General features: G+C 68.4%; 20 protein-coding genes. 10 read left to right on the forward strand and 10 right to left on the reverse strand.

The genetic code is table 11. The features are described from left to right. Positions 1-14: 14 nt before the first annotated feature. Positions 15-149, forward strand: a complete 135-nt coding sequence (locus CS1GBM4_RS24495) for a DNA translocase FtsK (RefSeq protein ID WP_280177669.1) — start codon at positions 15-17, stop codon at positions 147-149. A 165-nt stretch (positions 150-314) separates the two neighbouring features. Here CS1GBM4_RS24495 and CS1GBM4_RS02155 read toward each other — a convergent pair whose 3' ends face one another. Beyond that, on the reverse strand, positions 315-941 hold the full coding sequence (locus CS1GBM4_RS02155) for a hypothetical protein (RefSeq protein WP_186417043.1): 627 nt from the start codon (positions 939-941) through the stop codon (positions 315-317). A 46-nt stretch (positions 942-987) separates the two neighbouring features. Continuing rightward, positions 988-1,299, reverse strand: a complete 312-nt coding sequence (locus CS1GBM4_RS02160) for a hypothetical protein (protein ID WP_186417044.1) — start codon at positions 1,297-1,299, stop codon at positions 988-990. 123 nt (positions 1,300-1,422) lie between these two features. On the opposite strand from CS1GBM4_RS02160, the gene CS1GBM4_RS02165 reads away from it, so the two are divergent. Next, positions 1,423-1,686, forward strand: a complete 264-nt coding sequence (locus CS1GBM4_RS02165; RefSeq protein WP_186417045.1) for a hypothetical protein — start codon at positions 1,423-1,425, stop codon at positions 1,684-1,686. An 11-nt stretch (positions 1,687-1,697) separates the two neighbouring features. Next, positions 1,698-1,988, forward strand: a complete 291-nt coding sequence (locus CS1GBM4_RS02170; RefSeq protein ID WP_186417046.1) for a hypothetical protein — start codon at positions 1,698-1,700, stop codon at positions 1,986-1,988. Positions 1,989-2,082: 94 nt separating this feature from the next. On the opposite strand, the gene CS1GBM4_RS02175 is transcribed toward CS1GBM4_RS02170, so the two are convergent. From CS1GBM4_RS02175 to CS1GBM4_RS02190, 4 genes are all read right to left on the reverse strand, one after another. After that, positions 2,083-3,474 carry a M20 family metallopeptidase gene (locus CS1GBM4_RS02175; RefSeq protein ID WP_186417047.1) on the reverse strand — a complete coding sequence of 464 codons (1,392 nt, stop codon included), beginning with the start codon at positions 3,472-3,474 and terminating at the stop codon, positions 2,083-2,085. A gap of 21 nt (positions 3,475-3,495) precedes the next feature. Next, positions 3,496-4,392: an ABC transporter permease gene (locus CS1GBM4_RS02180; RefSeq protein WP_186417048.1), complete on the reverse strand. Its 897-nt coding sequence runs from the start codon at positions 4,390-4,392 to the stop codon at positions 3,496-3,498. A gap of 3 nt (positions 4,393-4,395) precedes the next feature. Beyond that, a complete protein-coding gene (locus tag CS1GBM4_RS02185; protein WP_186417049.1) occupies positions 4,396-5,313 on the reverse strand; it encodes an ABC transporter permease in 918 nt (305 codons plus the stop codon). Positions 5,314-5,459: 146 nt separating this feature from the next. Then, a complete protein-coding gene (locus CS1GBM4_RS02190; protein ID WP_186417050.1) occupies positions 5,460-6,986 on the reverse strand; it encodes an ABC transporter substrate-binding protein in 1,527 nt (508 codons plus the stop codon). A 147-nt stretch (positions 6,987-7,133) separates the two neighbouring features. On the opposite strand from CS1GBM4_RS02190, the gene CS1GBM4_RS02195 reads away from it, so the two are divergent. From CS1GBM4_RS02195 to CS1GBM4_RS02205, 3 genes are all read left to right on the forward strand, one after another. Beyond that, a complete protein-coding gene (locus CS1GBM4_RS02195) occupies positions 7,134-8,084 on the forward strand; it encodes a LysR family transcriptional regulator (RefSeq protein ID WP_186417051.1) in 951 nt (316 codons plus the stop codon). Beyond that, a complete protein-coding gene (locus CS1GBM4_RS02200; protein ID WP_244607002.1) occupies positions 8,081-9,526 on the forward strand; it encodes an SNF2-related protein in 1,446 nt (481 codons plus the stop codon). Before CS1GBM4_RS02195 ends, CS1GBM4_RS02200 begins: the two co-directional genes overlap by 4 nt. Positions 9,527-9,592: 66 nt before the next feature. Then, positions 9,593-10,354 carry an SDR family oxidoreductase gene (locus CS1GBM4_RS02205; protein WP_186417052.1) on the forward strand — a complete coding sequence of 254 codons (762 nt, stop codon included), beginning with the start codon at positions 9,593-9,595 and terminating at the stop codon, positions 10,352-10,354. 120 nt (positions 10,355-10,474) lie between these two features. On the opposite strand, the gene puuE is transcribed toward CS1GBM4_RS02205, so the two are convergent. Together puuE and uraH are read right to left on the reverse strand one after the other, a co-directional pair. After that, positions 10,475-11,899, reverse strand: a complete 1,425-nt coding sequence (gene puuE / locus CS1GBM4_RS02210; protein WP_186417053.1) for an allantoinase PuuE — start codon at positions 11,897-11,899, stop codon at positions 10,475-10,477. Positions 11,900-11,970: 71 nt separating this feature from the next. Then, a complete protein-coding gene (uraH, locus tag CS1GBM4_RS02215; RefSeq protein ID WP_186417054.1) occupies positions 11,971-12,324 on the reverse strand; it encodes a hydroxyisourate hydrolase in 354 nt (117 codons plus the stop codon). 331 nt (positions 12,325-12,655) lie between these two features. Here uraH and CS1GBM4_RS02220 point away from each other — a divergent pair, with 331 nt between their 5' ends. Both CS1GBM4_RS02220 and CS1GBM4_RS02225 read left to right on the forward strand, forming a co-directional pair. Continuing rightward, positions 12,656-13,888, forward strand: a complete 1,233-nt coding sequence (locus CS1GBM4_RS02220; RefSeq protein WP_244607005.1) for a urate hydroxylase PuuD — start codon at positions 12,656-12,658, stop codon at positions 13,886-13,888. 257 nt (positions 13,889-14,145) lie between these two features. Further along, positions 14,146-16,617, forward strand: a complete 2,472-nt coding sequence (locus tag CS1GBM4_RS02225; protein WP_186417056.1) for a hypothetical protein — start codon at positions 14,146-14,148, stop codon at positions 16,615-16,617. A gap of 288 nt (positions 16,618-16,905) precedes the next feature. Here the strand turns inward: CS1GBM4_RS02225 and CS1GBM4_RS02230 are convergent, their stop codons facing one another. Together CS1GBM4_RS02230 and CS1GBM4_RS02235 are read right to left on the reverse strand one after the other, a co-directional pair. Further along, positions 16,906-17,976, reverse strand: coding sequence for an NAD(P)/FAD-dependent oxidoreductase (locus CS1GBM4_RS02230; protein WP_186417057.1), 1,071 nt, complete (start codon positions 17,974-17,976; stop codon positions 16,906-16,908). A gap of 129 nt (positions 17,977-18,105) precedes the next feature. Then, entirely contained in the window at positions 18,106-18,540 is a 435-nt protein-coding gene (locus CS1GBM4_RS02235; protein WP_186417058.1) for a heme-binding protein, read from the reverse strand. Between the two features lie 248 nt (positions 18,541-18,788). Between CS1GBM4_RS02235 and lysM the strand changes: the two genes are divergently transcribed. Further along, complete coding sequence (lysM, locus tag CS1GBM4_RS02240; protein ID WP_186417059.1) at positions 18,789-19,232, forward strand: peptidoglycan-binding protein LysM; 444 nt, start codon at positions 18,789-18,791, stop codon at positions 19,230-19,232. 214 nt (positions 19,233-19,446) lie between these two features. Then, positions 19,447-20,499 (forward strand): TRAP transporter substrate-binding protein, encoded by a 1,053-nt coding sequence (locus tag CS1GBM4_RS02245; RefSeq protein ID WP_186417060.1) that lies wholly within the window; start codon positions 19,447-19,449, stop codon positions 20,497-20,499. Position 20,500 lies beyond the last annotated feature (1 nt).

Raw genomic sequence — 20,500 nt, forward strand, 5'->3', positions numbered from 1 at the left:
ACATCCAGCGCCGGCTGCAGATCGGCTACAACCGCGCCGCCTCGATCATGGAGCGCATGGAGAACGAGGGCATCGTCGGACCGGCCAACCACGCCGGCAAGCGCGACATCCTCGTCGAAACCGGACGCGCAAGAGAAGACGAGGAGTGACACGCTTCTCGATGAAGCTCGCCGTCATTCCTGACAAGCTGCAATGCAGCGCAGCTCCGGACTCCCTCGAAGGGCGTCGAGCTCTACGATGGAGTCCGGCGCTGCGCTTCGCTACGGCCGGAATGACGGAGCATGTTGGATCAGGCTTCAGCCTGGGATGAAAGTTCAATCCGGCCAGGACAGCATGATCTCGTAGGCGGTCGGCTTGACGAGACGCATGTCCGGATCGGCGGAGGAGAATTCCCTGTCGCCGGAGAGCCGGTCGAGCGCCTTGGCGTCGGCGCCCTTGGGGTAACCGAAGCGGATCGTCAGCCTGCAGCCGCCGAAGGCCCCCGCGAGCTTGCCGCCGCGCCAGTCCGCGGCGGTGCCGGAATAGTCCCAGTCGAAGCCGAGGATGCCGAAAGGCCTGCCATTGGCGGCTTCGACCGCGGCGAGGGCGGTGCCGATGGCGAGGCGCTCTCCCGCCGGGCCCGCCACCGCCCAGGCCGAGCCTTCGCGGATATGGATCGTGCCGGGCTGCCGGCGCTTCTTGCCGTCGCGCCAGATCAGTTCGAGCCGGCGCTTGCGATCCCTCGGAAACAGGATGGCGCCGGCCACCTTCTCGCCTTCGCCGATCTCGATCCGCGCGCGCTGGACGTTTGCGGCGCCGAAGCTGCGGATCAGCGCCGCCTCGTCGGCGTCGGGGGCGAAGGGACCGCTGCAGGCGAGCAGATCCGCGGCTTCCGCCGCGGTCGTCCCGGCAAGGGCGAGAAACGCCGCCGCCAGTCGCGGCGCAAGAGCTGTTCCGATCATCCAGCGTCCCCTGCCGAAATGCGGCGGCCGGAGGGCGCCGCCCGCGTCAGAGCTTGGGAGGCTTTGAAGCACGATCGAAGACGGGTGTCGCCTCGGTCGGCCCGGCCGGGTCTGCGCCCGTCGGGATATCCTCGGCGGCCCGGCGCACGGCCTCCTCCTGCTCCGTCAGCCCGTCCATGGTGTCGTTGGCATCGCTGCCGGCGTCATGGACATTGGTCTCGTCGCTGGCCCGCCGGCGATCGCTGATCGGCGCCTCCGCCTCCGGACGAACGGAGGCGTCCTCGGGTCGGACAGGGTCGTTCTCGATGCGCTCGTCGAGCAGAGCGGGGTTCTCCCGCGGCTTTCCGTCCTCCGGCATGGCGCTGCTCCATTCCTGGTTTCCTGACCAACCAAGCGGCGAACTGCGGCATTGTTCCGCGTCGCCGCCGGCGAACCTTCGCAGGGCGCCGGCGTTGTCCGCAGAGGCATGAGGAGTGCGCCGATGACCATGATCCATCAGGCCGGTGGCCCGCCGGGTGGCGTGCCGACCAGCCCGACCCCGCCGCCCGAACTGCCGCCGATGACCCCTGGCGAGGTACCGCCGGCGCCGCCGGTCGAAACACCGCCCGACAGCGAGCCGATCGGCGTGCCGAACGACCCGCCGCCGGAGCTGCCGCCGAACGCCCCGCCCGAGACACCGCCGGCGACACCGGTCGATCTGCCGCCCTTGCGCGATCCGCGCCAGCCGCAGGAGCCGCGCCGATAGGAGGTTCCCTCATGGACGACGATCTCAGCGAGATGACGCCCGAGCAGTTGCGCGCCGAGGTCAGGCGGCTGCGCGCCGGCATCCGCGCCCATCGGGATTCGTCCGGGCACGATCTCTGCTGGCACCATCCGCAGCTCTGGGGGCTGCTGCCCGAGCAGGTCGACCCCGAGATCGCGGTGCCGCCCTGGCCGGCGTTCCTGCGCGGCTGCCTGCGCTATCGCGAGAGCCTGGAACGGCAGCGCCCGGACGCCGCCGTGTTCGATCGGGAGTACGGCGATCAGCCGCCGCAGCAGGCCGGGTGAGCCATTCGCGTCATGGTCGGGCTCGTCCCGACCATCCACGTCTCGGTTGATCAAGGACGGTGTTCAAGACGTGGATGCTCGGGCAGGCGCGCCCTCAGAGCGCCGGCCGGTCGCTCTCGCCGAGATCCCAGTAGAGCCCGGCCATCAGGCCGAGCGCCTCGCGCGGGATCGCGACCGGGACATGCTCGTTCGGCGCATGCTGCGAGCAGCCGGGATAGGAATGCGGCACCCAGATCGTGCGCATGCCGACGATGTCGGCGAAGATGTCGTTCGGCAGGCCGCCGCCGAGATTGGGCAGCAGCGCCGGCTTCTTGCCGGTGCTCTTCGCGAGCGAGGCCAGGGCCCAGTCGACCCAGGGATCCTCGGGGTCGAGGCGGGTCGCATTGAAGACCGCATCGCGCGCCTTGGTGACCTCGACCATGTCGAAGCCATGGCGCTTGAGGTGGCGCTGCAGCGCCGGGATGACGTCGTCGGGATCGATGCCGACGACGAAGCGCAGGGCGCAGCGGGCCCAGGCGCTCGGCGGCACGGCGTTGACCGGCGTTTCCGGCACGCCCGACTTCATCGCCAGCACGTCGAAGGAGCACCAGCCGAAGACCTGCTCGGCCGGCGACAGGCCGGGCTCGCCCCAGTTCGGATCAATCGTCGGCCCGTCGGGGCCGCCGTCGATCTCGCAATCGGCGAGGGCCTTGCGCACGGCCGCCGGCAGCTCCTTCGGCACCCATTCATGGATGCGGATCTGCCCGGTGGGCGAGGTGATCGAGGCGATGGCATGGGCGAGCTGGATCGCCGGATCGGAGAGGATGCCGCCCCAGTTGCCGGAATGGTGGCCGCCCTCGCGGGCGTTGATGGTGAGGTCGAAGGTGACGCCGCCGCGGGCGCCCAGGAAGATGGTCGGGCGCTCGGCGTTGAGGCGCGGCCCGTCGGAGGCGATCAGCACATCCGATCTGAACAGCTCCTTCTGCTCGGTGCAGAGCTCGCGCAGGCCGGGCGAGCCGCATTCCTCGCCCATCTCGATCAGGTACTTGACGTTGAAGCCGAGCGTGCCGCCGCGCGTCTCGAGCACGGATCTCAGCGCGCTGATGTTGATCAGGTGCTGGCCCTTGTTGTCGACGACGCCGCGGCCGTACCAGCGGTCGCCGCGCTCGGTGAGTTTCCAGGGCGAGAGGCCTTCCGCCCATTGCGCGTCGAGGCCGCGGATGACGTCGCCATGGCCGTAGCCGAAGATGGTCGGCAGGCCTTCGGCCTCGATCCGTTCCGCGAAGAGGAAGGGGCCCCTGGCCTTGGGATGGGTCAGCGTCCGGCAGGTGAAGCCGAGGCTCTCCAGCAGCGGGCGCATCTCCCTGTCGAGGTATTCGGCGAGGACCGGAGCCCTGTCGGGATTCTGGCTCTCGGTCGGCATCGCGACGAGCCGGGCGAGGTCGCTCTTGAAGCTGCCGGAGTCGAAATAGTCGAGCGCATGGGCGATGGCCTTGGCGCGGGTCATGATAGTCACTCCGTTGCAGGATCAGTTGCGCTTCTCGGGCGAGATCACGTCGCGCAGGCCGTCGCCCGCGAGGTTGATCGCGAAGATCAGCAGGGCGAGCGCCGAGCCGGGCAGGGCGATCAGCCAGAAGGAGAAGAACATGTAGGCCTTGGCCTCGGAGACCATCAGGCCCCAGGAGGGCAGCGGCGGCTGCACGCCGAGGCCGAGGAAGGAGAGCGCCGCCTCGAGCAGGATGGCGCTGGCGGCCTCCAGCGTCGCCACCACGATCAGGTGCGGGGCGATGTTGGGCAGGACCTCGCGCAGGATGATGCGGGCCGTGCTCGCGCCGGAGGCCTGCGCCGCCGTGATGTAGTCGAGCGAGCGGACCTGCTGCGTCGCGCTGCGCATGACCACGGCGAACCGATCCCATTTCAGCAGGCCGAGCACCAGGATGACGATCCAGAGCGAGGAGCCGATGATGGCGACGACGGCGAGCGCCACCAGGATCACCGGCATGGCGAGACGGGTCGTCACCATGAAGGTCACGGCCATGTCGATGCGGCCGCCGAAATAGCCGGCGAGCAGGCCCATGGTGGTGCCGATGAGCCCGGCGATCATCACGACGCTGATGCCGATCAGCAGCGAGATGCGGGCGCCGTAGAGCAGGCGGGAGAGATAGTCGCGCCCGAGCGGGTCGGTGCCGAGCGGGTGGAGCCAGTTGCCCTTCTCGTACCAGAAGGGCGGGATGTTCCGCGCCGTCAGGTTCTGCAGATAGGGATCGTGCGGCGCCAGCACCGGGGCCAGCAGCGCGATCACCACGAACAGCACGAGCAGGCCGAAGCCGAACAGGAAGGATTTCTGGGCCAGCGCCCGGCGCAGCAGCCGGCGGCCGCCGGTGACGTCGCTTGCGGCGAGGGGGAGGGAGGTCGCGTCGGTCATTCGTCAGCTCACCCTGATGCGCGGATCGAGCCAGGCATTGGCGATGTCGGCCAGCAGCGTCAGCAGGACGTAGACGACCGAGAGCAGCAGGACGATCACCTGCATCACCGGGAAATCCTTGTAGGTGATGCTCTGATAGGCGAGGTAGCCGAGGCCATCGAGCGCGAAGATCGTCTCGATCACCACCGAGCCCCCGAGCAGGAAGCCGAGCTGCACCGCCGTCAGCGCGACGACCGGAACGGCGGCGTTGCGCAAGGCGTGGGTGACGACAACGGCATAGGACGACAGGCCCTTGGCGCGGGCGGTGCGGATATAGTCGGCCGAGAGCACCTCGATCATGCCGGCGCGGATCAGGCGCATGAAGGCCGGCGCGATGTAGTAGCCGAGCGCGATCGTCGGCATGACATAGTGCAGCCAGCTGCCGGAGCCGGAGACCGGCAGCCAGCGCAGCGTGATCGAGAACAGCATCACCAGGATCAGCGCGAAGAAGAAGTTCGGCAATGCCTGGCCGACGACGGCGATGGCGAGCGCCAGCCGGTCGATCCAGCTATTGGCGTAGATCGCGGCGAGCACGCCGAGCGGGACCGAGATCAGGAGCGCGAAGGCCAGCGAGGACAGGCCGAGGATCAGCGTCACCGGCAGCTTGGCGAAGACGAGCGCGGCGACGTCGGCCTTGAAATAGATCGAGGTGCCGAAATCGCCGGAGAGCGTCTTCAGCAGCCAGTCGAGATACTGGACGACGAGCGGCCGGTCGAGGCCGTAGGTCTTGCGGATGACGTCGAGATCGGCCTGCTGGGCGCCCTCGCCGGCGATCGCGACCGCGATGTCGCCGGAGAGGCGCAGCAGGAAGAAGGCGATGGCCGAGACGGCGAGCGCGACGAGCAGCGCCAGGCCGAGCCGTTTGACGATGAAGCCGAGCACCGGGGCTTCCTTCAGTTTCTGAGGTCTAAGCAGTCATCCCGGCCGGAGCGAAGCGGAGAGCCGGGATCCATGCCTGAACCGTTCAGGATCGGCGCCGCTGCGCGGCTTGTCCGGGATGACCCGTTCGTTGGAAGGCCAGGGAACCCTTACTTCCAGCCCATCTCCCAGAAGCGGACGAGCTCGTCCGGATAGGCCTTGAAGGCGAGGTCCTTGCTGGCGACGTAATAGACCGGCAGCGAATAGAGCGGCACGGCATAGGCCTTGTCGGCGATCAGCTTGAGGCCGGCCTTGTAGGCTTCCTTGCGCACGGCCGGATCGACCGAGTTGTTGCCCTTCTCGAGGAAATCGCGGACCTGCGGGTCGCGGGTGATGTCCTCGCTGCGGAAGGCGAAGTAGTTCGGCGTCGCCGCCGAGACGTCGTTGACCGAGAAGGAGCCCCAGGTCTGATGCGTCAGCATCGCCTTGCCGGTGGCGATCTGCTCGCGCATCGCGGCGTATTGCAGGAAGCGCAGATTGGTCTTGATGCCGACGGCCTGGAGGTAGCCGATCAGCGCCTCGGTCTGGTTGCGCTCGCGATAGGCGACGATGTCCATGGTCAGGCTGGGATGGCCGGCCTCCGCCAGCAGCGCCTTGGCCTTGGCCGGGTCGTAAGGGTAGCGCGCCGCGCCCTCGTCGGTGCAGCCGAACTGCGAGGGGAAGCAGATGGTGTGGATGACGCGCGAGCCGGAGCCGACGATGTTCTTGACCATCGCCTCGCGGTCGATGGCGTGGATGATCGCCTTGCGCACGCGCTCGTCCTTGAGGGCGGGGGCGGGCGTGCCGTCGAGGATGTTCATCTGCATGAGGACGATGCGCATCGTCTCGCCGGAGACGACCTGCAGCGTCGGCACGGTCTGGAGCTGGTCGGCCTGATCCTTCGGCACGTGCATGATCAGATCGGCGCCGCCCGACAATATCTCGGCCATCTGGGTCTGCCGGTCGGGAATGAAGCGGATATCGACCTTGGCGACCTTCGGCTGCGGCTTGGGCGAGTCCTTGAAGTAGTCCTTGTTGAGCTCGAGCGTGATCGACTTGCCCGGCACGTAGTTCGTGACCTTGTAGGGCCCGGAGCCGACCGGCTTCTCGTTCTGCCCCTTCGGCCCGACCTTCTCGTAATACTCGTTCGGGTGGATCACCACCGGGCCGGCGAGATACTCGATCGCGGCCGGGAAGACCCCCTTGGTGGTCAGCCGGACCTTGTACTTGTCCAGTTTCTCCGCCTTGGCGATCCAGTTGACGTTGCCCTGGGTGACGACCTTGTTCTCGGGCTTGGAGATGAAGTTCAGCGTGTAGACCACGTCGTCGGCGTCGAATTCCTCGCCGTTGTGGAACTTCACGCCCTCGCGCAGCTCGAAGTCGATGGTCTTGTCGTCGACCTGCTTCCAGCTCTTGGCGAGCTGGCCCTTGTACTCGTTGGTGTTCGGATCGCGGTAGATCAGCGTGTCCCAGACATTGGCGCCGATGATCACGCCGATGCGGACATTGTTGAAGAACGGATCGACACTCTCCGGCGCCTGATCATAGGCGAAGCGGACGGTGTTGGCGGCCTTCTGGGCCAAGGCGGGCGTCGCAAGGGCGGTCGCCGCCAAAATGGTCGCGGCCAGGGCCGTGGAGGCCTTGTCGAAAAAGCGCATGTCTTCCCCTCGATGCGTCGTTCGGCAGGGCGGCCGGAGCCGCCGTCACGCCGGCGCCACAAACTCTGCACAGCTTCGTGCTTGCCGCCATAAGAATGAATCGAAAGGATCGTTGCCGAAGCGGCAAGGGGCGGGTACTGCAATCCGATGCAGACACCGGCCTTGCGCTATTTCCTGGCGGTGGTGCGGACCGGCTCGGTCAGCGCCGCGGCGCAGCGCCTGCGCGTCGCCGCCTCGGCGGTGAGCCGACAGATCACCAATCTCGAGAAGGAACTGGACGCCGCCCTGTTCGAGCGGCGCTCGCACGGCATGATCCTGACCCAGGCCGGCCAGACGCTCGCGGCCTATGCCCAGCGGCTCGAGCTGGAGAGCGAGCAGATCGTCAGCGAGATCCGCGAATTGCGCAGCGCCAGCAAGGGCCTGATCCGGATGGGGATCACCGAGGGCTTCGCGGTCAGCTTCATCCCGGAGACGATCTTCCTGTTCCGCCGGAAGCACCCGGACGTGGCCTTCGATGTCAAGGTGATGCCGTCGCCGGTGGTCACCGAGCATGTCCGCACCGGCCAGATCGATCTCGGGCTGACCTTCGTGCTGCAGCCCGAGCGCGGCGTCGCCATCGACTGGCAGTGCGCGACGCGGACCTATGCCTTCGTCGCGCCGCATCACCCGCTGGCCAAGCTCGATTCGGTCAGGATCGAGGACATCTTCGCCCATCCCGTCGCGGTGCTCGACAGCGAGGCGACGGTGCGCAAGATCGTCGACATCTATTTCTCGGCACGGGGGCTGACCGTCGATCCCGTGCTGACCTCGACCAATGTCGCGAGCCTGCGCCATTTCTGCAAACTGGGCGGCGCCGTGATGTTCGCAAGCTCGATCTCCTTCGCCGCCTCGATCCGCGACGGCTCGATCGTGGCGCTGCCGCTGAAGGATGGCGACCTGCCGCCGCGCAGCCTGCAGATCCACACCATGTCCGGCCGGAAGCTGCCGAGGATCGTGAGCAATTTCATCGCATTGCTGATCGAGGAGCTGCAGCGCGCCGACGTGCTGGCGGCGAGCGCGGCCCTGCCTGCCGCGGCGCCCGGGATCCGCCGCGCATGACGGTTCCGGCGAAGAACGATGCGCCCGAGATCATGGTGCCGCACCCGCACCAGCTGGTGGCGCGCGATGCGATCCTGGCGGCACGGGCGGCGGGCAGGCCGGGCTTCCTGCTCGGCGACCTGACCGGGCTCGGCAAGACGCTCTCGGCCTGGCTCGCGCTCGCGGCGATGCCGGAGCAGGAGGTGCTGGTGATCTGCCCGAAGGGCGCGATCCCGCAATGGCGGCGTACCATCGCCCATGCCGGGCTGCCGCCGAAGAAGCTGACCCTGATGAATTTCGAGCGGACCAAGTCACTGCTCGCCCCACCGCCGGCCAGCAACAAGCGTTCGACGCGGGCGAAGAACAACGAGCTCGCCAAGCATGGCACGCCGAAGCGGGTCTGGCCGCTGGTGGTGATCGACGAGGCCCATCGCATCCGCAATCCGAACTCTCAGCAGGGGCTGGTCTGCCGGCAGATGGCCGCGGCCGCCGAGTTCACGATCTATATGAGCGCGACGGCCGGGCAGGCGCCGCACGAACTCTCCTATCTCGCCAGGCTGCTCGCCGAGGCGACGGGTGCGCCCGGCGGCGAGCTCGACGGCTTCCGGGCGCTGATGAAGCGGCTCAGGATCGGCAAGGCCAAGGGGCGCTGGAAGAACTGGAGCTGGGAACCGAACGAGAGCGACCGCAGGGTGATGGCCGATCTGCTCTATCGCGGCGCCAACGCCATCGGCCTGCGTCGCCGGCCGGAGGAAATCGCCGGCTGGCCCGAGGTGCAGCGCGAGCTCGCTCCCGTCGCGCTCGATGCCGGCGAGCGCAAGCTCTACGATGCGACTTGGCGCGAGTTCCGGCGCGAGCTGGGCCTCGCCGGCGGTTCGACCCGCAAGCCCGCCGGCTGGGCCGCCGACCTGCGCTTCCGCCAGAAGGCGAGTCTCTTGCGCACCGCCGGCACGGCCGAGTTCTGCCAGGACCTGCTGGAGAATGACGAGCAGGTCGCGATCTCGGTCGCCTTCCTGGAGACCGGGGCGATGCTGGCCGAGAAGCTCACGGGCAAGGGCTGGCGCGTCGGCTCGATCACCGGCGAGCATTCGGGCGAGGCCAATGAGGCGACCCGGATCGCCTTTCAGACCGGCAAGCTCGACGCCGTGGTCTTCACCGTGAGCGAGTCGATCTCGCTGCACAGGGGCGAGATGCCGGGCGGCGAGCGCGAGCGGGCGCTCGTCGTCCATGACCTGCGCCACAGCGCGATCCAGCTGCAGCAGATCGAGGGCCGCTGCCATCGCGACGGCCAGCATGCGACGATCTTCTACGCCTATGCCGAGGACACGGTGGAGGAGAAGGTCGCGGCGACCGTGCTGGCGCGCATGGCGGCGATGGAAGGCCTTGCCGGCGACGAGACGGCGCTGCTCGACGCGATCGCCGGCGAGATCGAGCGGGCGGCGCAGGCACGCGAGGCGGCGTGAAGCCGCCGGGTTGACCGCTCCCCTGCGGCGGTGTCCCCTGCGGCGGGCAGGGAGGCGGCGGATCCGATGTTCGACGATCTCAACGGCAAGCGGATTCTGGTGACGGGCGCCTCGTCGGGGCTGGGCGCGCATTTTGCCCGGCTGCTGGCCGGCAAGGGCGCGCTGGTCGCCGCCGCGGCGCGCCGGACCGATCGCCTCGCCGAGCTGGCGCGCGCTTGCGAAGGGCTGCCTGGGCGGGTGGTGCCGCTCGCGCTCGATGTCGGTTCGGTCGCCGCGATCGAGCTCGGCGTCCCCGAGGCGGCCAGGCTGCTCGGCGGGCTCGACGTGCTCGTCAACAATGCCGGCGTCGGTGAGACCGAACAGGCGCTCGCGGTGAGCGAAGCGCAATGGGACGCGCAGCTCGACGTCAACCTGAAGGGCTGCTTCTTCGCGGCGCAGGCGGCGGCGAGGATCATGTCCGGGCGGGAGGGCGGCGGCGCGATCGTCAACATCGCCTCGATCCTCGGCGAGCGCGTCGCCGGCCGGGTCGCGCCCTATGCGATCTCCAAGGCCGGGCTGATCCAGATGACCAAGGCGCTGGCGCTGGAATGGGCGCGGCACGCAATCCGGGTCAATGCGCTGGCGCCGGGCTATATCGCCACCGACATCAACCGCGAGCTCTTCGCGAGCGAGGCGGGCGAGGCCCTGAAGAAGCGCATCCCGATGCGGCGCGCCGGCGAGCCCGCCGATCTCGACGGGCCGCTGCTGCTGCTCTGCTCCGATGCCGGCCGCTACATGACCGGTGCGGTGGTCGCGGTCGATGGCGGGCATCTGGTCAGCGGGTTGTAGGGCCGCTGCACGACCGTGTTCATTCCGGAGCGCTGCGGAGCAATCCAGGGGCGGCAGCGCTCCACGCCTTCCTGGATTGCTTCGTCGCTTCGCTCCTCGCAATGACGAGAATGTCCTCTTTCAAGCGCCCGGCAGCAGCTCCCGCAGCCTCATCAGCGTGATCTTCTCGACCTGGGCCAGCGCCGTGGCGAACTCCTGCTCCGGCGTGCCCTTCAGCCGCTCCTCGAAGGAGGCGAGGATGTCCGCCTTCGTCAGCCCCTTCACGGCGAGGATGAAGGGGATGCCGAAGCGCGCCTTGTAGGCCTCGTTCAGGGCGGTGAAGCGGGCGCGTTCGTCGCTGCTCAGGCGGTCGAGCCCGGCCGCGCCCTGCTCGCTCGCCGATTCCGGCGTCAGCTCGCCGGCGGCGGCGATCTTGCCGGCGAGGTCGGGATGGGCGTCGAGCAGCAGCTTCTGCCGGTCGCGCGGGGCCTGGCGCACCACCGCGACCATAGCCGCGTGCAGGCCCTCCGCGCTGTCCTCTGCGGAGGAGAGGCCGGCGGCATGGGTCTCCTGCGCGACCCAGGGCGAGTGCTCCCAGACCCGGCCGTAGACCTCGGTGAACAGCGCCCGCGGCAGGCGCGAGGGCACATAGCCACCCTCCGGCGGATGCGTCCTCACCCAATGGCGGGCGATGTCGAGCCGGGTCGCGACCCAGACCTTGTCGTGGCTCCGGACGTAGTCGAGGAAGCGGGCGAGCGCCGCGGCGCGGCCGGGCCGGCCGACGAGGCGGCAATGCAGGCCGACCGACATCATCTTCGGCGCGCTTTCGCCTTCGGCATAGAGCGTGTCGAAGGAATCCTTGAGGTAGGCGAAGAACTGGTCGCCGCTGTTGAAGCCCTGCGGTGTCGCAAAGCGCATGTCGTTGGCGTCGAGCGTATAGGGCACGGCGAGCTGCGGGCCGTGCGGGCCTGCGAGCCAATAGGGCAGTTCGTCGGCATAGACGTCGGCGGTGTAGAGGAAGCCGCCTTCCGCCATGGTGAGCGGAATGGTGTTGACAGAGGTGCGGCCCTGATAGCAGCCGAGCGGGCGCTCCCCGGCGAGCTCGGTCTGGATCCGGATCGCCTCGAGGATATGGGCGCGCTCGGTCTCGGCGGGCACGTCGCGGTAGTCGATCCATTTGAGGCCGTGGGTGGCGATCTCCCAGCCGGCCTCCCGCATCGACGCGACGATCTCGGGATAGCGCTGCAGGGCCGAGGCGACGGCGAAGACGGTCACCGGCAGCCTGCGCTCCGTGAACATCCGCCAGAGCCGCCAATAGCCGGCGCGCGCGCCGTATTCGTAGATCGACTCCATGTTCATGTGGCGCTGGCCGGGCCAGGGCGCCGCGCCGACGATCTCGGAGAGGAAGGCCTCCGAGGCGGCGTCGCCATGCAGGATGTTGTTCTCGCCGCCTTCCTCGTAATTGACCACGAACTGCACGGCGATGCGGGCCTCGCCCGGCCAGTGCGGATGCGGCGGGGTGCGGCCATAGCCGACGAGATCGCGCGGATAGGAGGAGGCGTTCATCGATCGATTCAAGTCCATGCGGCGGAGATTCAGGCGCGGCGTGCAAGCCGTTGAAAACAGGGGCGATCGTCTCAGCTGCCCCGATAGGTCGAATAGCTCCAGGGCGAGGCGAGGAGCGGCACGTGGTAATGCCCTTGCGGCTCGGCCACGGCGAAGCGGATCGGCACGAGATCGAGGAAGGCGGGGTCCGCCAGCGGCGTTCCGAGATGGCGGAAATAGTCGCCGATGGCGAAGGTCAGCTCGTAGCTGCCGACGGGTAGCCTGCCGCTGAGCAGAGGCTGATCGGTGCGGCCGTCGGCGTTGGTCACCGCGTCGGCGATGCGTTTGCGGCCGCCATCCGGCAGCAGCGCGTCGAGCGCGATCGCGACGCCCGCCGCCGGCTTGCCGTTGACCGTATCGAGCACATGCGTCGACAGACGCCCCATGCCGGATCCTTTCCCGTTCGCTGTGTTCGCCGAGCGGAATGCCGCTTGCCTTCCGGAAAAGGCCGAACCTAGTCTGGAAGCCGCATGCAAGTTCCATCCCGGATTCCGCCCTGTCAAATGGCGAAGCGGTTGTCGTCTGTGCCTCTCCCTCCCCCCGCTTGCGGTGGGGAGGGCTGGGGTGGGGGGCAGTGCCGCTCGGCGCTACGGTTCAGGACGGAGCTCGGGCTTTCCGGCCCCCCATCCCTAACCCTTTCCCACCGCAAGCGGAGGGAAGGGGATAGGTCTTGCGTCCGCGTTCATGCGGAGCCCGCCGGTGCTTGAGGCCTATCTGATGGAATGGGGCAGCCAGCTGCTGCGCTGGCTGCACGTGATCGCGGCGATCGCCTGGATCGGCTCGTCCTTCTTCTTCATTCATCTCGACGCCTCGCTCAGGGCCGCGCCGGACGCGCCGGTGAACGCGGTCGGCCAGCCGACGCAGTTCCTCGCCTGGCAGGTCCATGGCGGCGGCTTCTATGCGATGCGGAAATATCTGGTCGCGCCCGAGGTGCTGCCGAAGGAGCTGACCTGGCACAAATGGCAGGCCTACTGGACCTGGATCTCCGGCTTCTTCCTGCTGGTCTGGGTCTACTACGTCCAGTCCGAGCTCTATCTGATCGACCCGGCGGTGATGGCGCTCTCGCCGGCCGCGGCGGGGGCGATCGGCATCGCAGCCCTGGCGGGCGGGTGGCTGTTCTACGACCTCTTGTGCAAATCGCCGATCGGCAGGAACGACGCCGTGCTCGGCCTGCTCGGCTTCGGCTATGTCGTCGCGGCGAGCTGGGCCTTCGCCTCCGTCTTCTCGGGGCGCGGCGCGCTGATCCATACCGGCGCGCTGATGGCGACGATCATGTCGGCCAACGTCTTCTTCGTGATCATGCCGAACCAGCGCAAGACCATCGCCGCGATGGTCGCGGGTGAGGTGCCCGATCCGAAATACGGCAAGCAGGCGAAGCAGCGCTCGCTGCACAACAACTACATCACCCTGCCGGTGCTGTTCCTGATGCTGGCCAACCACTACCCGGTGACCTACGCCAATTCGGCGGCGATCCCGGCGCTGGTGGCGCTGATCATCGTCGCGGGGGCGCTGATCCGGCATTTCTACAATGTCCGCCATGCCGACCATGCGAGGTCGCCCTGGTGGACCTGGGCGGTGGCGGCGCTGGCGCTCTGGCTCGCCTTCTGGGTGGCGATGGCGTCCTCGCCCGGCGGGCGCGAGCGGCTCGGGCTGAAGCCGCTCGACCCGGGCAAGCCGGCGATGCTCGCGGGCCTGGTGCCGCCTTCGCCGGAGGTCGCCGACATCGTCACCGGCCGCTGCGCCATGTGCCATGCGCCCGAGCCGGCCTGGCCCGGCCTGCAGATCGCGCCGAAAGGCGTCCTGCTACACGAGCCCGAGCTGATCGCGCGCCAGCGCCGCGCCATCGGCGTGCAGGCCGTCCTGACCCACGCCATGCCGCCGAACAACCTCTCCGGCATGACCGCGGACGAGCGCCGCGTGCTCGCCGCCTGGGTGGCGCGGGCGCGCTGAGCTTTCGTCGGGCTGACCAGCCGCCGTCTCCAGGGAGCCGCGTGAGCGGCCGTCTTCAAGGCTGAGGGCTGAGGGACCGGACTTCGCCGGCAGCGTCATGTTGACGCCTCCGGGCGGGCGCCGAACGGCCGATCCGCACCGTTCAGTTTCATTCAGTTTCGGTTCACCTGCGAAACGCCATCGTCGCCGCGATCACATCGGCGTGATCGGCGCGCATTCGGCGTGGCCGGTCATGCCTCAGGGACCGGGGGGTCCAGTTGAAGGCCGTGTGGAGATCGGGCTCCAGCTACTGGCTGGCAGCCGCGCTGTTCTGTTGCGCCTGGATGGTGCTGTGCTGGCCCTGGCTGTCGGGGGCGGTGACGATTCCGTTCGACGCCAAGGCGCATTTCCAGGCGCAGATCCAGTTCCTGGCGCAAGCGCTGCACTCGGGCCAGTCGCCGTTCTGGACGCACAACGTCTTCGCCGGCTCGCCCCAGGTCGCAGACCCGCAATCGCTGATCTTCTCGCCGGCCATCCTGCTCGCGCTGTTCGACCCGTCGCCGAGCTTCCGCGCGGTCGACGCCTATGTGCTGGCGCATCTCCTCGTCGGCGGGCTCGCCATGCTGATGTTCTTCCGCGATCGCGGCTGGCATCCGGCCGGTGCGCTGCTGGCGGCGCTGGTCTTCGCCTTCGGCGCCTCGGCCGCCTGGCGCGTCCAGCATGTCGGGCAGATCGCGAGCTTCGCCTTCTTCGGGCTTTCCTTCTGGCTGACGGCGCGCATGCTGCAGCGCGCCTCGCTGCGCTACGGGCTGCTCGCCGGCTTCGCCGCCGGCATGATGGTGCTGGAGCCCGACCAGGTGGCGCTGCTGGGCGCCTACATCCTGATCGGCATGGTGGTCGCCTACTGGCTTTCGGAGGGCTGGGCCGGGCTTCGCTCCAGCCTGGCGCCGATCGCGGTCGCCTGCCTCGCCGGCCTCGTCACCATCGCGGTTCCGCTGCTCTGGACCTGGCTCTTCGCCGAGGCGACGACGCGGCCGGCGATCGACCTCGTCGAGGCGGGCCGGGGCTCGCTGCACCCGGCCTCGCTGCTGACCGCCTTCGTCGGCGACCTGTTCGGCGTGCGCGATCCGGCGACCGAGTTCTGGGGGCCCTACGCGCCCGACTGGAACGCCAAAGAGCTCTTCCTGTCGAAGAACATGGGGCAGGTCTATCTCGGGGCGCTGCCCTTCCTGCTGCTGATCGTCCCCGGCTTGACGCGCGGCTGGCTCTGGGACAGGGCGATCCGGCCCTACACCATCCTGTTCGTGCTAATGGTGCTGTTCGCGCTCGGCCGCTACACGCCGGTCTTCCACCTGGCCTATGACTATCTGCCGGGCGTCAAGGTCTTCCGGCGGCCGGCGGATGCGACCTTCCTGATCGGCGGCCTCGGGGCGGTGCTGGCGGGCTATCTGCTGCACCGCATCCTCAAGGAGGAGAAGCCGGCGGCGGTCTGGCGCGAACTCGGCATCGGCGCCGGTGCGATCGCGTTGCTCATCGGCCTCGCCCTGCTGGTGGCGCGCCAGGCCGGGCATCTCGGCGACGCCCTTCTGCCGAGCGTGACAGCCGCGGCCTGGTTCGCGACGGCGTTGCTGCTGCTCGGCGTCCTGACGCGCTGGCGCAATGCCGCGGCTCCGCTCGCCGCCAGCCTGATCGTGACCGGCGTCGTCGCGGCCGACCTCGCCGCGAACAACGGCCCGAACGAGGCGACCGCGCTGGCGCCGGAGGTCTACGACGTGCTGCGGCCGGAGACCAAGAACGAGACGGTCGCCGTGCTGAAGAAGCTGACCGTGCAGCCGTCCGATTCGGCCCGGCGCGACCGGGTCGAGCTGCTCGGCATGGGCTTCGAATGGCCGAATGCCGGCATGATCCACGGTTTCGACCACACGCTGGGCTACAATCCGCTGCGGCTCGCCGAATTCTCATCGGCGGTCGGCACGCGCGATTCGATCGCAGCGCCGGGCGAGCGCGTGTTCACGCCGCTGTTCCCGTCCTATCGCTGCCGCCTCGCCGACGTCCTCGGCCTGCGCTACATCGCGACCCGGGTGCCGATCGGCCAGGTCGACCGTTCGCTGCACGACGGCGACCTCAAGCTCGTCGCCTATACCAAGGACGGCTACATCTACGAGAATCCGCGGGCGCTGCCGCGCGCCATGTTCGTCGGCGGCTGGCAGCTCGCCGATTTCGAAGGGATGAAGGCGACCGGGAAATGGCCGGAGGCCGATCCGCAGCGCGTCGTCCTGCTCGAGCAGGAGCCGGAGCCCGGCGTTCCGGAAGGGCCGACCACGGCGAATGCCGAGGTCAGGCTGAAGCGTTACCGCAATACCGAGGTCGAGATCGAGGTGACGAGCGCGCAGCCCGGCTTCGTCGTGCTGAACGACATCTGGCATCCCTGGTGGAAGGCCGAGCTCGACGGGCAGGAGGCGATGATCCTCAAGGCCAATGTGCTGTTCCGCGCGGTGCAGATTCCGGCCGGGACGCACAAGATTCGCTTCAGCTTCCATCCGCTCGACGGCGCTATCGCCGAACTCCGCGACCGCGTCGACCCGCCGGAGGAGGAGGGCGTGGTGGCCGAGGCGCCCTCGCATAGCGGCCCGTCCGGCTCGCTGGCGACGCGGATCGGCCCGGTGCCGGCCGAGCCGGTGGCGCGCCCCGCTCAGGACATGGCCGCGCATGACAGGGCGGCGGAGACCGCGATGTCGGTGCTGCGGTAGGGGCTGCGCGATCCCTTCTCCCCTTGCGGGAGAAGGCGGCGCGAAGCGCCGGATGAGGGGTCGCACAGGTCTTGAAAAATGTCGGAGAAGGTTGCGCTGAACGAGAGCATGCTGCGAAAACGCGGCAGCGGCCTTTCGCATCGAGTATGCTCTATACTCCTGGAATCGATCACGTTATCTGCATTTGGACGATTCCGTCCATATGCAGCGTGATCTGGCGATGTCCGTCGCGCAACCCCTCACCCTAGCCCTCTCCCGCAAGGGGAGAGGGGACAGCACGCGCCCTGCTCAGGCCACGCCGAGCTTCTTCTGCAGCGCGCTCGAGGACGTGGTGTACTGGAAGGTCAGCCGCTTCTCGGGATAGACGTAGCGATGGACCTTCTGGGCTGCGAGCGCCGCCTCGTGGAAGCCGGAGAGGATCAGCTTCAGCTTGCCCGGATAGGTGTTGATGTCGCCGATGGCGAAGATGCCCGGCACGCTGGTCTCGAACTTCTCGGTGTCGACCGGGATCAGGTTCTCGTGCAGGTTCAGGCCCCAATCGGCGATCGGCCCGAGCTTCATGGTCAGGCCGAAGAAGGGCAGCATCGTTTCGCAGGGGATTTCGAAGTCGGCGCCGGCATTGTCGCGGCAGATCGCGGCCTTCAGCGCGTCGCCCTCGCCCTTCAGCCCCATTACCTGGCCGAGCTTCAGCTCCATCGCGCCGGAGGCGACGAGGGCGCGCATCCGCTCGACCGAATGCGGAGCGGCGCGGAAATCGTCGCGGCGGTGCATCAGCGTCACCCGCCTGGCGATCGGCTGGAGGTTCAGCGTCCAGTCGAGGGCCGAATCGCCACCGCCGACGATCAGGATGTCGCGGCCGCGGAAGGCCTCCATCTTGCGCACGGCATAGTGCACGCCGCCGCCGTCACTGCGGCCTTCATAGGCTTCGATGCCGGGGATCGGCGGCTTCTTGGGCAGGAACGAGCCGCCGCCGGCGGCGATCACGATCGTCTTGGCCTCGAACACCGTGCCGACATCGGTGCGCAGCCGGAAGCGCGGGGCCTGCGCCGTGCCGAGCACCTCGACCTGCTCGACCATCTGGCCGAGATGGAAGGTCGCGCCGAACGGCTTGATCTGCTCCATGAGGTTGTCGACCAGCCCCTGGCCGGTGACGAGCGGGAAGCCGGGAATGTCGTAGATCGGCTTCTCCGGATAGAGCTCCGCGCACTGGCCGCCGACCTTGGGCAGGATGTCGACGAGATGGGCCCTGATGTCGAGCAGGCCGAGCTCGAACACGGCGAACAGCCCGCAGGGGCCGGCGCCGATGATCAGCGCGTCGGTCTCAACGGTTTCGCCCTCGACGGTGGCGGCGATATTCATCGGTCACGGTCCCTCGAGGCGGCTTGCGGCGCCGCCGGTCACGCACCCGTTGCCGGAAATCCGCGGGCCTGGCAATGCGACATGGCGCAAGGCCGGTCGAACCGGGCGGGGTCGACGCTGCAGCCGGGCTCAGCCACCGGTGTCGGCGACGAGGCCGGCCGCGGCGATACCGGCGAGCGCCGCCGCCTCGTCATTGTCCGAGGTGTCGCCGGAGATGCCGACGACGCCGATCAGGTTGCCGTCGACGTCGCGAAGGAGGGCGCCACCCGGCACCGGCACCACGGGTCCGCCGACGGACAGCGCGACGCCCTGGATGAAATGCGGGCGCTCCTGGGCCATCTTGTTGAGGGTGCGCGGTCCGACGCCGAGCGCGATCGCGCCATTGGCCTTGCCGAGCGCGATCTCGCCGCGCTTCAGGCTGGTGCCGTCCTGGGCCAGGAAGAATTTCTGCGCGCCGCGACTGTCGAGGACTGCGATGGCGAGCGGCTTCAGCCCGTTGTCGCGCGCATATTTCAGCGCGCCGTCGACGATCATGCTGGCCTGTTCGAGGGTGAGAGCGGTCATGGCTGGCCTTTCAGGCGGCGGCATCCCCGGCTTCGTGCGGCCGGAGCGGGCGACGTGGAGCAAGGGGAGGCACCGGGTCCGGTCTTGCAGTCGTCCTCACGAAGAGTCTTGATGAGCGGCCGCTTCGATGCGTGTTCCGCCGAGTGGATGCCACTTTGGTGCCCCGAACCTGCTGCAAAGCTGGCATGTTAAGCGAAGCCCGATCGTTCGGCCAATCCTGGCGGAGCGACGCGCCTGGAGAGCATGCTATGGGTCTGTTCAGTTTCATCAAGGAAGCCGGGGCCAAAATCTTCGGGTCGAACTCGGCCAGCGCGGCGACCGCGGATCAGCTCCAGAAGGAACTCGCGGGCCATGGCCTGCCTTCGGACGTCAAGATCGATGTGTCGGGCGACAAGGTGAAGGTCTCCGGCAAGGCGATGACCACCGAGGAGGCCGAGAAGATCATCCTAGCGATCGGCAACACCGCCGGCGTCGGCCAGGTCGAATCGGAGCTGATCGTCACCAAGGAGGCGCCGGCCGCGGTCTTCTACACGGTGAAGAAGGGCGACACGCTCTGGAAGATCGCCGAGGAGCATTACGGCAAGGGCAAGGGCGCCAAATATACCGAGATCGTCAAGGCCAACACGCCGCCGGTGAAGAATCCCGACCTGATCCAGCCGGGCTGGGTCCTGCGCATTCCGCCGCTGGCCTGACGACGAAGAACGGCGAGCGGCGCCGCTGCCGCTTGCCAGATAGTTGCAGTGGCAACTATTATCGCCGGGAGGCTGTCGGCGACAGCCTCCCGGCTTGCGTTGCGGCCGGTTTCCACCTCAATAGTGCAAGACGCGAGACGGGCCGGGCGGCGAGCCGCCGAAGGCCCGCGGCGGGGGCGACCCGAACAACCGAGGCATCCCAGGGGAGGGATAGATGACTTTTGACCGCCGCAGATTCCTGGCGCTCGCCGGCTCGGCCGTTGCCGCGCCCGCCGTGCTGCGCGCCACGCGCGCCGACGCCCAGGAGGTGACGCTGCGCATGCACCACTTCCTGCCGCCGGTGGCGAACGGGCATGCGAAGTTCCTGAAGCCCTGGGCCGACAAGGTCGGCGCCGAATCGAACGGCCGGATCAAGATCGACATCTTCCCGTCGATGCAGCTCGGCGGCACTCCGCCGCAGCTCTACGACCAGGCGCGCGACGGCGTCGTCGACATCGTCTGGACCCTGCCGGGCAACACGCCCGGCCGCTTCACCGGCATCGAGGCGTTCGAGCTGCCCTTCGTGCCGAACAAGCGGGCGCTGGTGAACTCGCTGGCGCTGACCGACTATGCCGCCGAGCACCTCAGGGACGAATTCAAGGACATCCATCCGCTTTGCTTCTGGGCGCATGATCACGGGCTGATCCATGCCAACAAGCCGGTGAGGACGATGGAGGACCTGAAGGGGCTGAAGCTGCGCTTCCCGACCCGCCTCGCCGGCGAGGCGCTGCGCGCGCTCGGTGCCAACGCCATCGGCATGCCGATCCCGCAAGTGCCGGAATCGCTGGCGCAGCGCGTGATCGACGGCTGCGTCGTGCCCTGGGAGGTGGTGCCCTCGATCAAGGTGCAGGAGCTGGTGAAGAACCACACCGAGATTCCGGGCTCGCCGACCTTCTACGTCGCGACCTTCGTCCTCGCCATGAACAAGGCGAAATACGAGGGGCTCGCGCCCGACCTCAAGGCGGTGATCGACAGGAACTCCGGCGCCGCCGCGGCCGCCATGGCGGGCAAGGTCTGGGACGAGCAGGCGGTGGTCGTCTCGGAGATGGTCAAGAAGCGCGGCAACACCATCATCACCATCGAGGAGGCCGAGGCGGCGCGCTGGCGCAAGACCACGGAGCCGGTGATCGAGGGCTGGCTCAAGACCGCCAAGGACAAGGGACTCGACGGCGAGAAGCTGCTCGCCGCCGCCCGCGCCGCGCTGACCAAGCATCAGAACGCGGCCTGAG

It is taken from the genome of Allobosea sp. CS1GBMeth4, assembly GCF_900185715.1.
Taxonomy (GTDB): domain Bacteria; phylum Pseudomonadota; class Alphaproteobacteria; order Rhizobiales; family Beijerinckiaceae; genus Allobosea.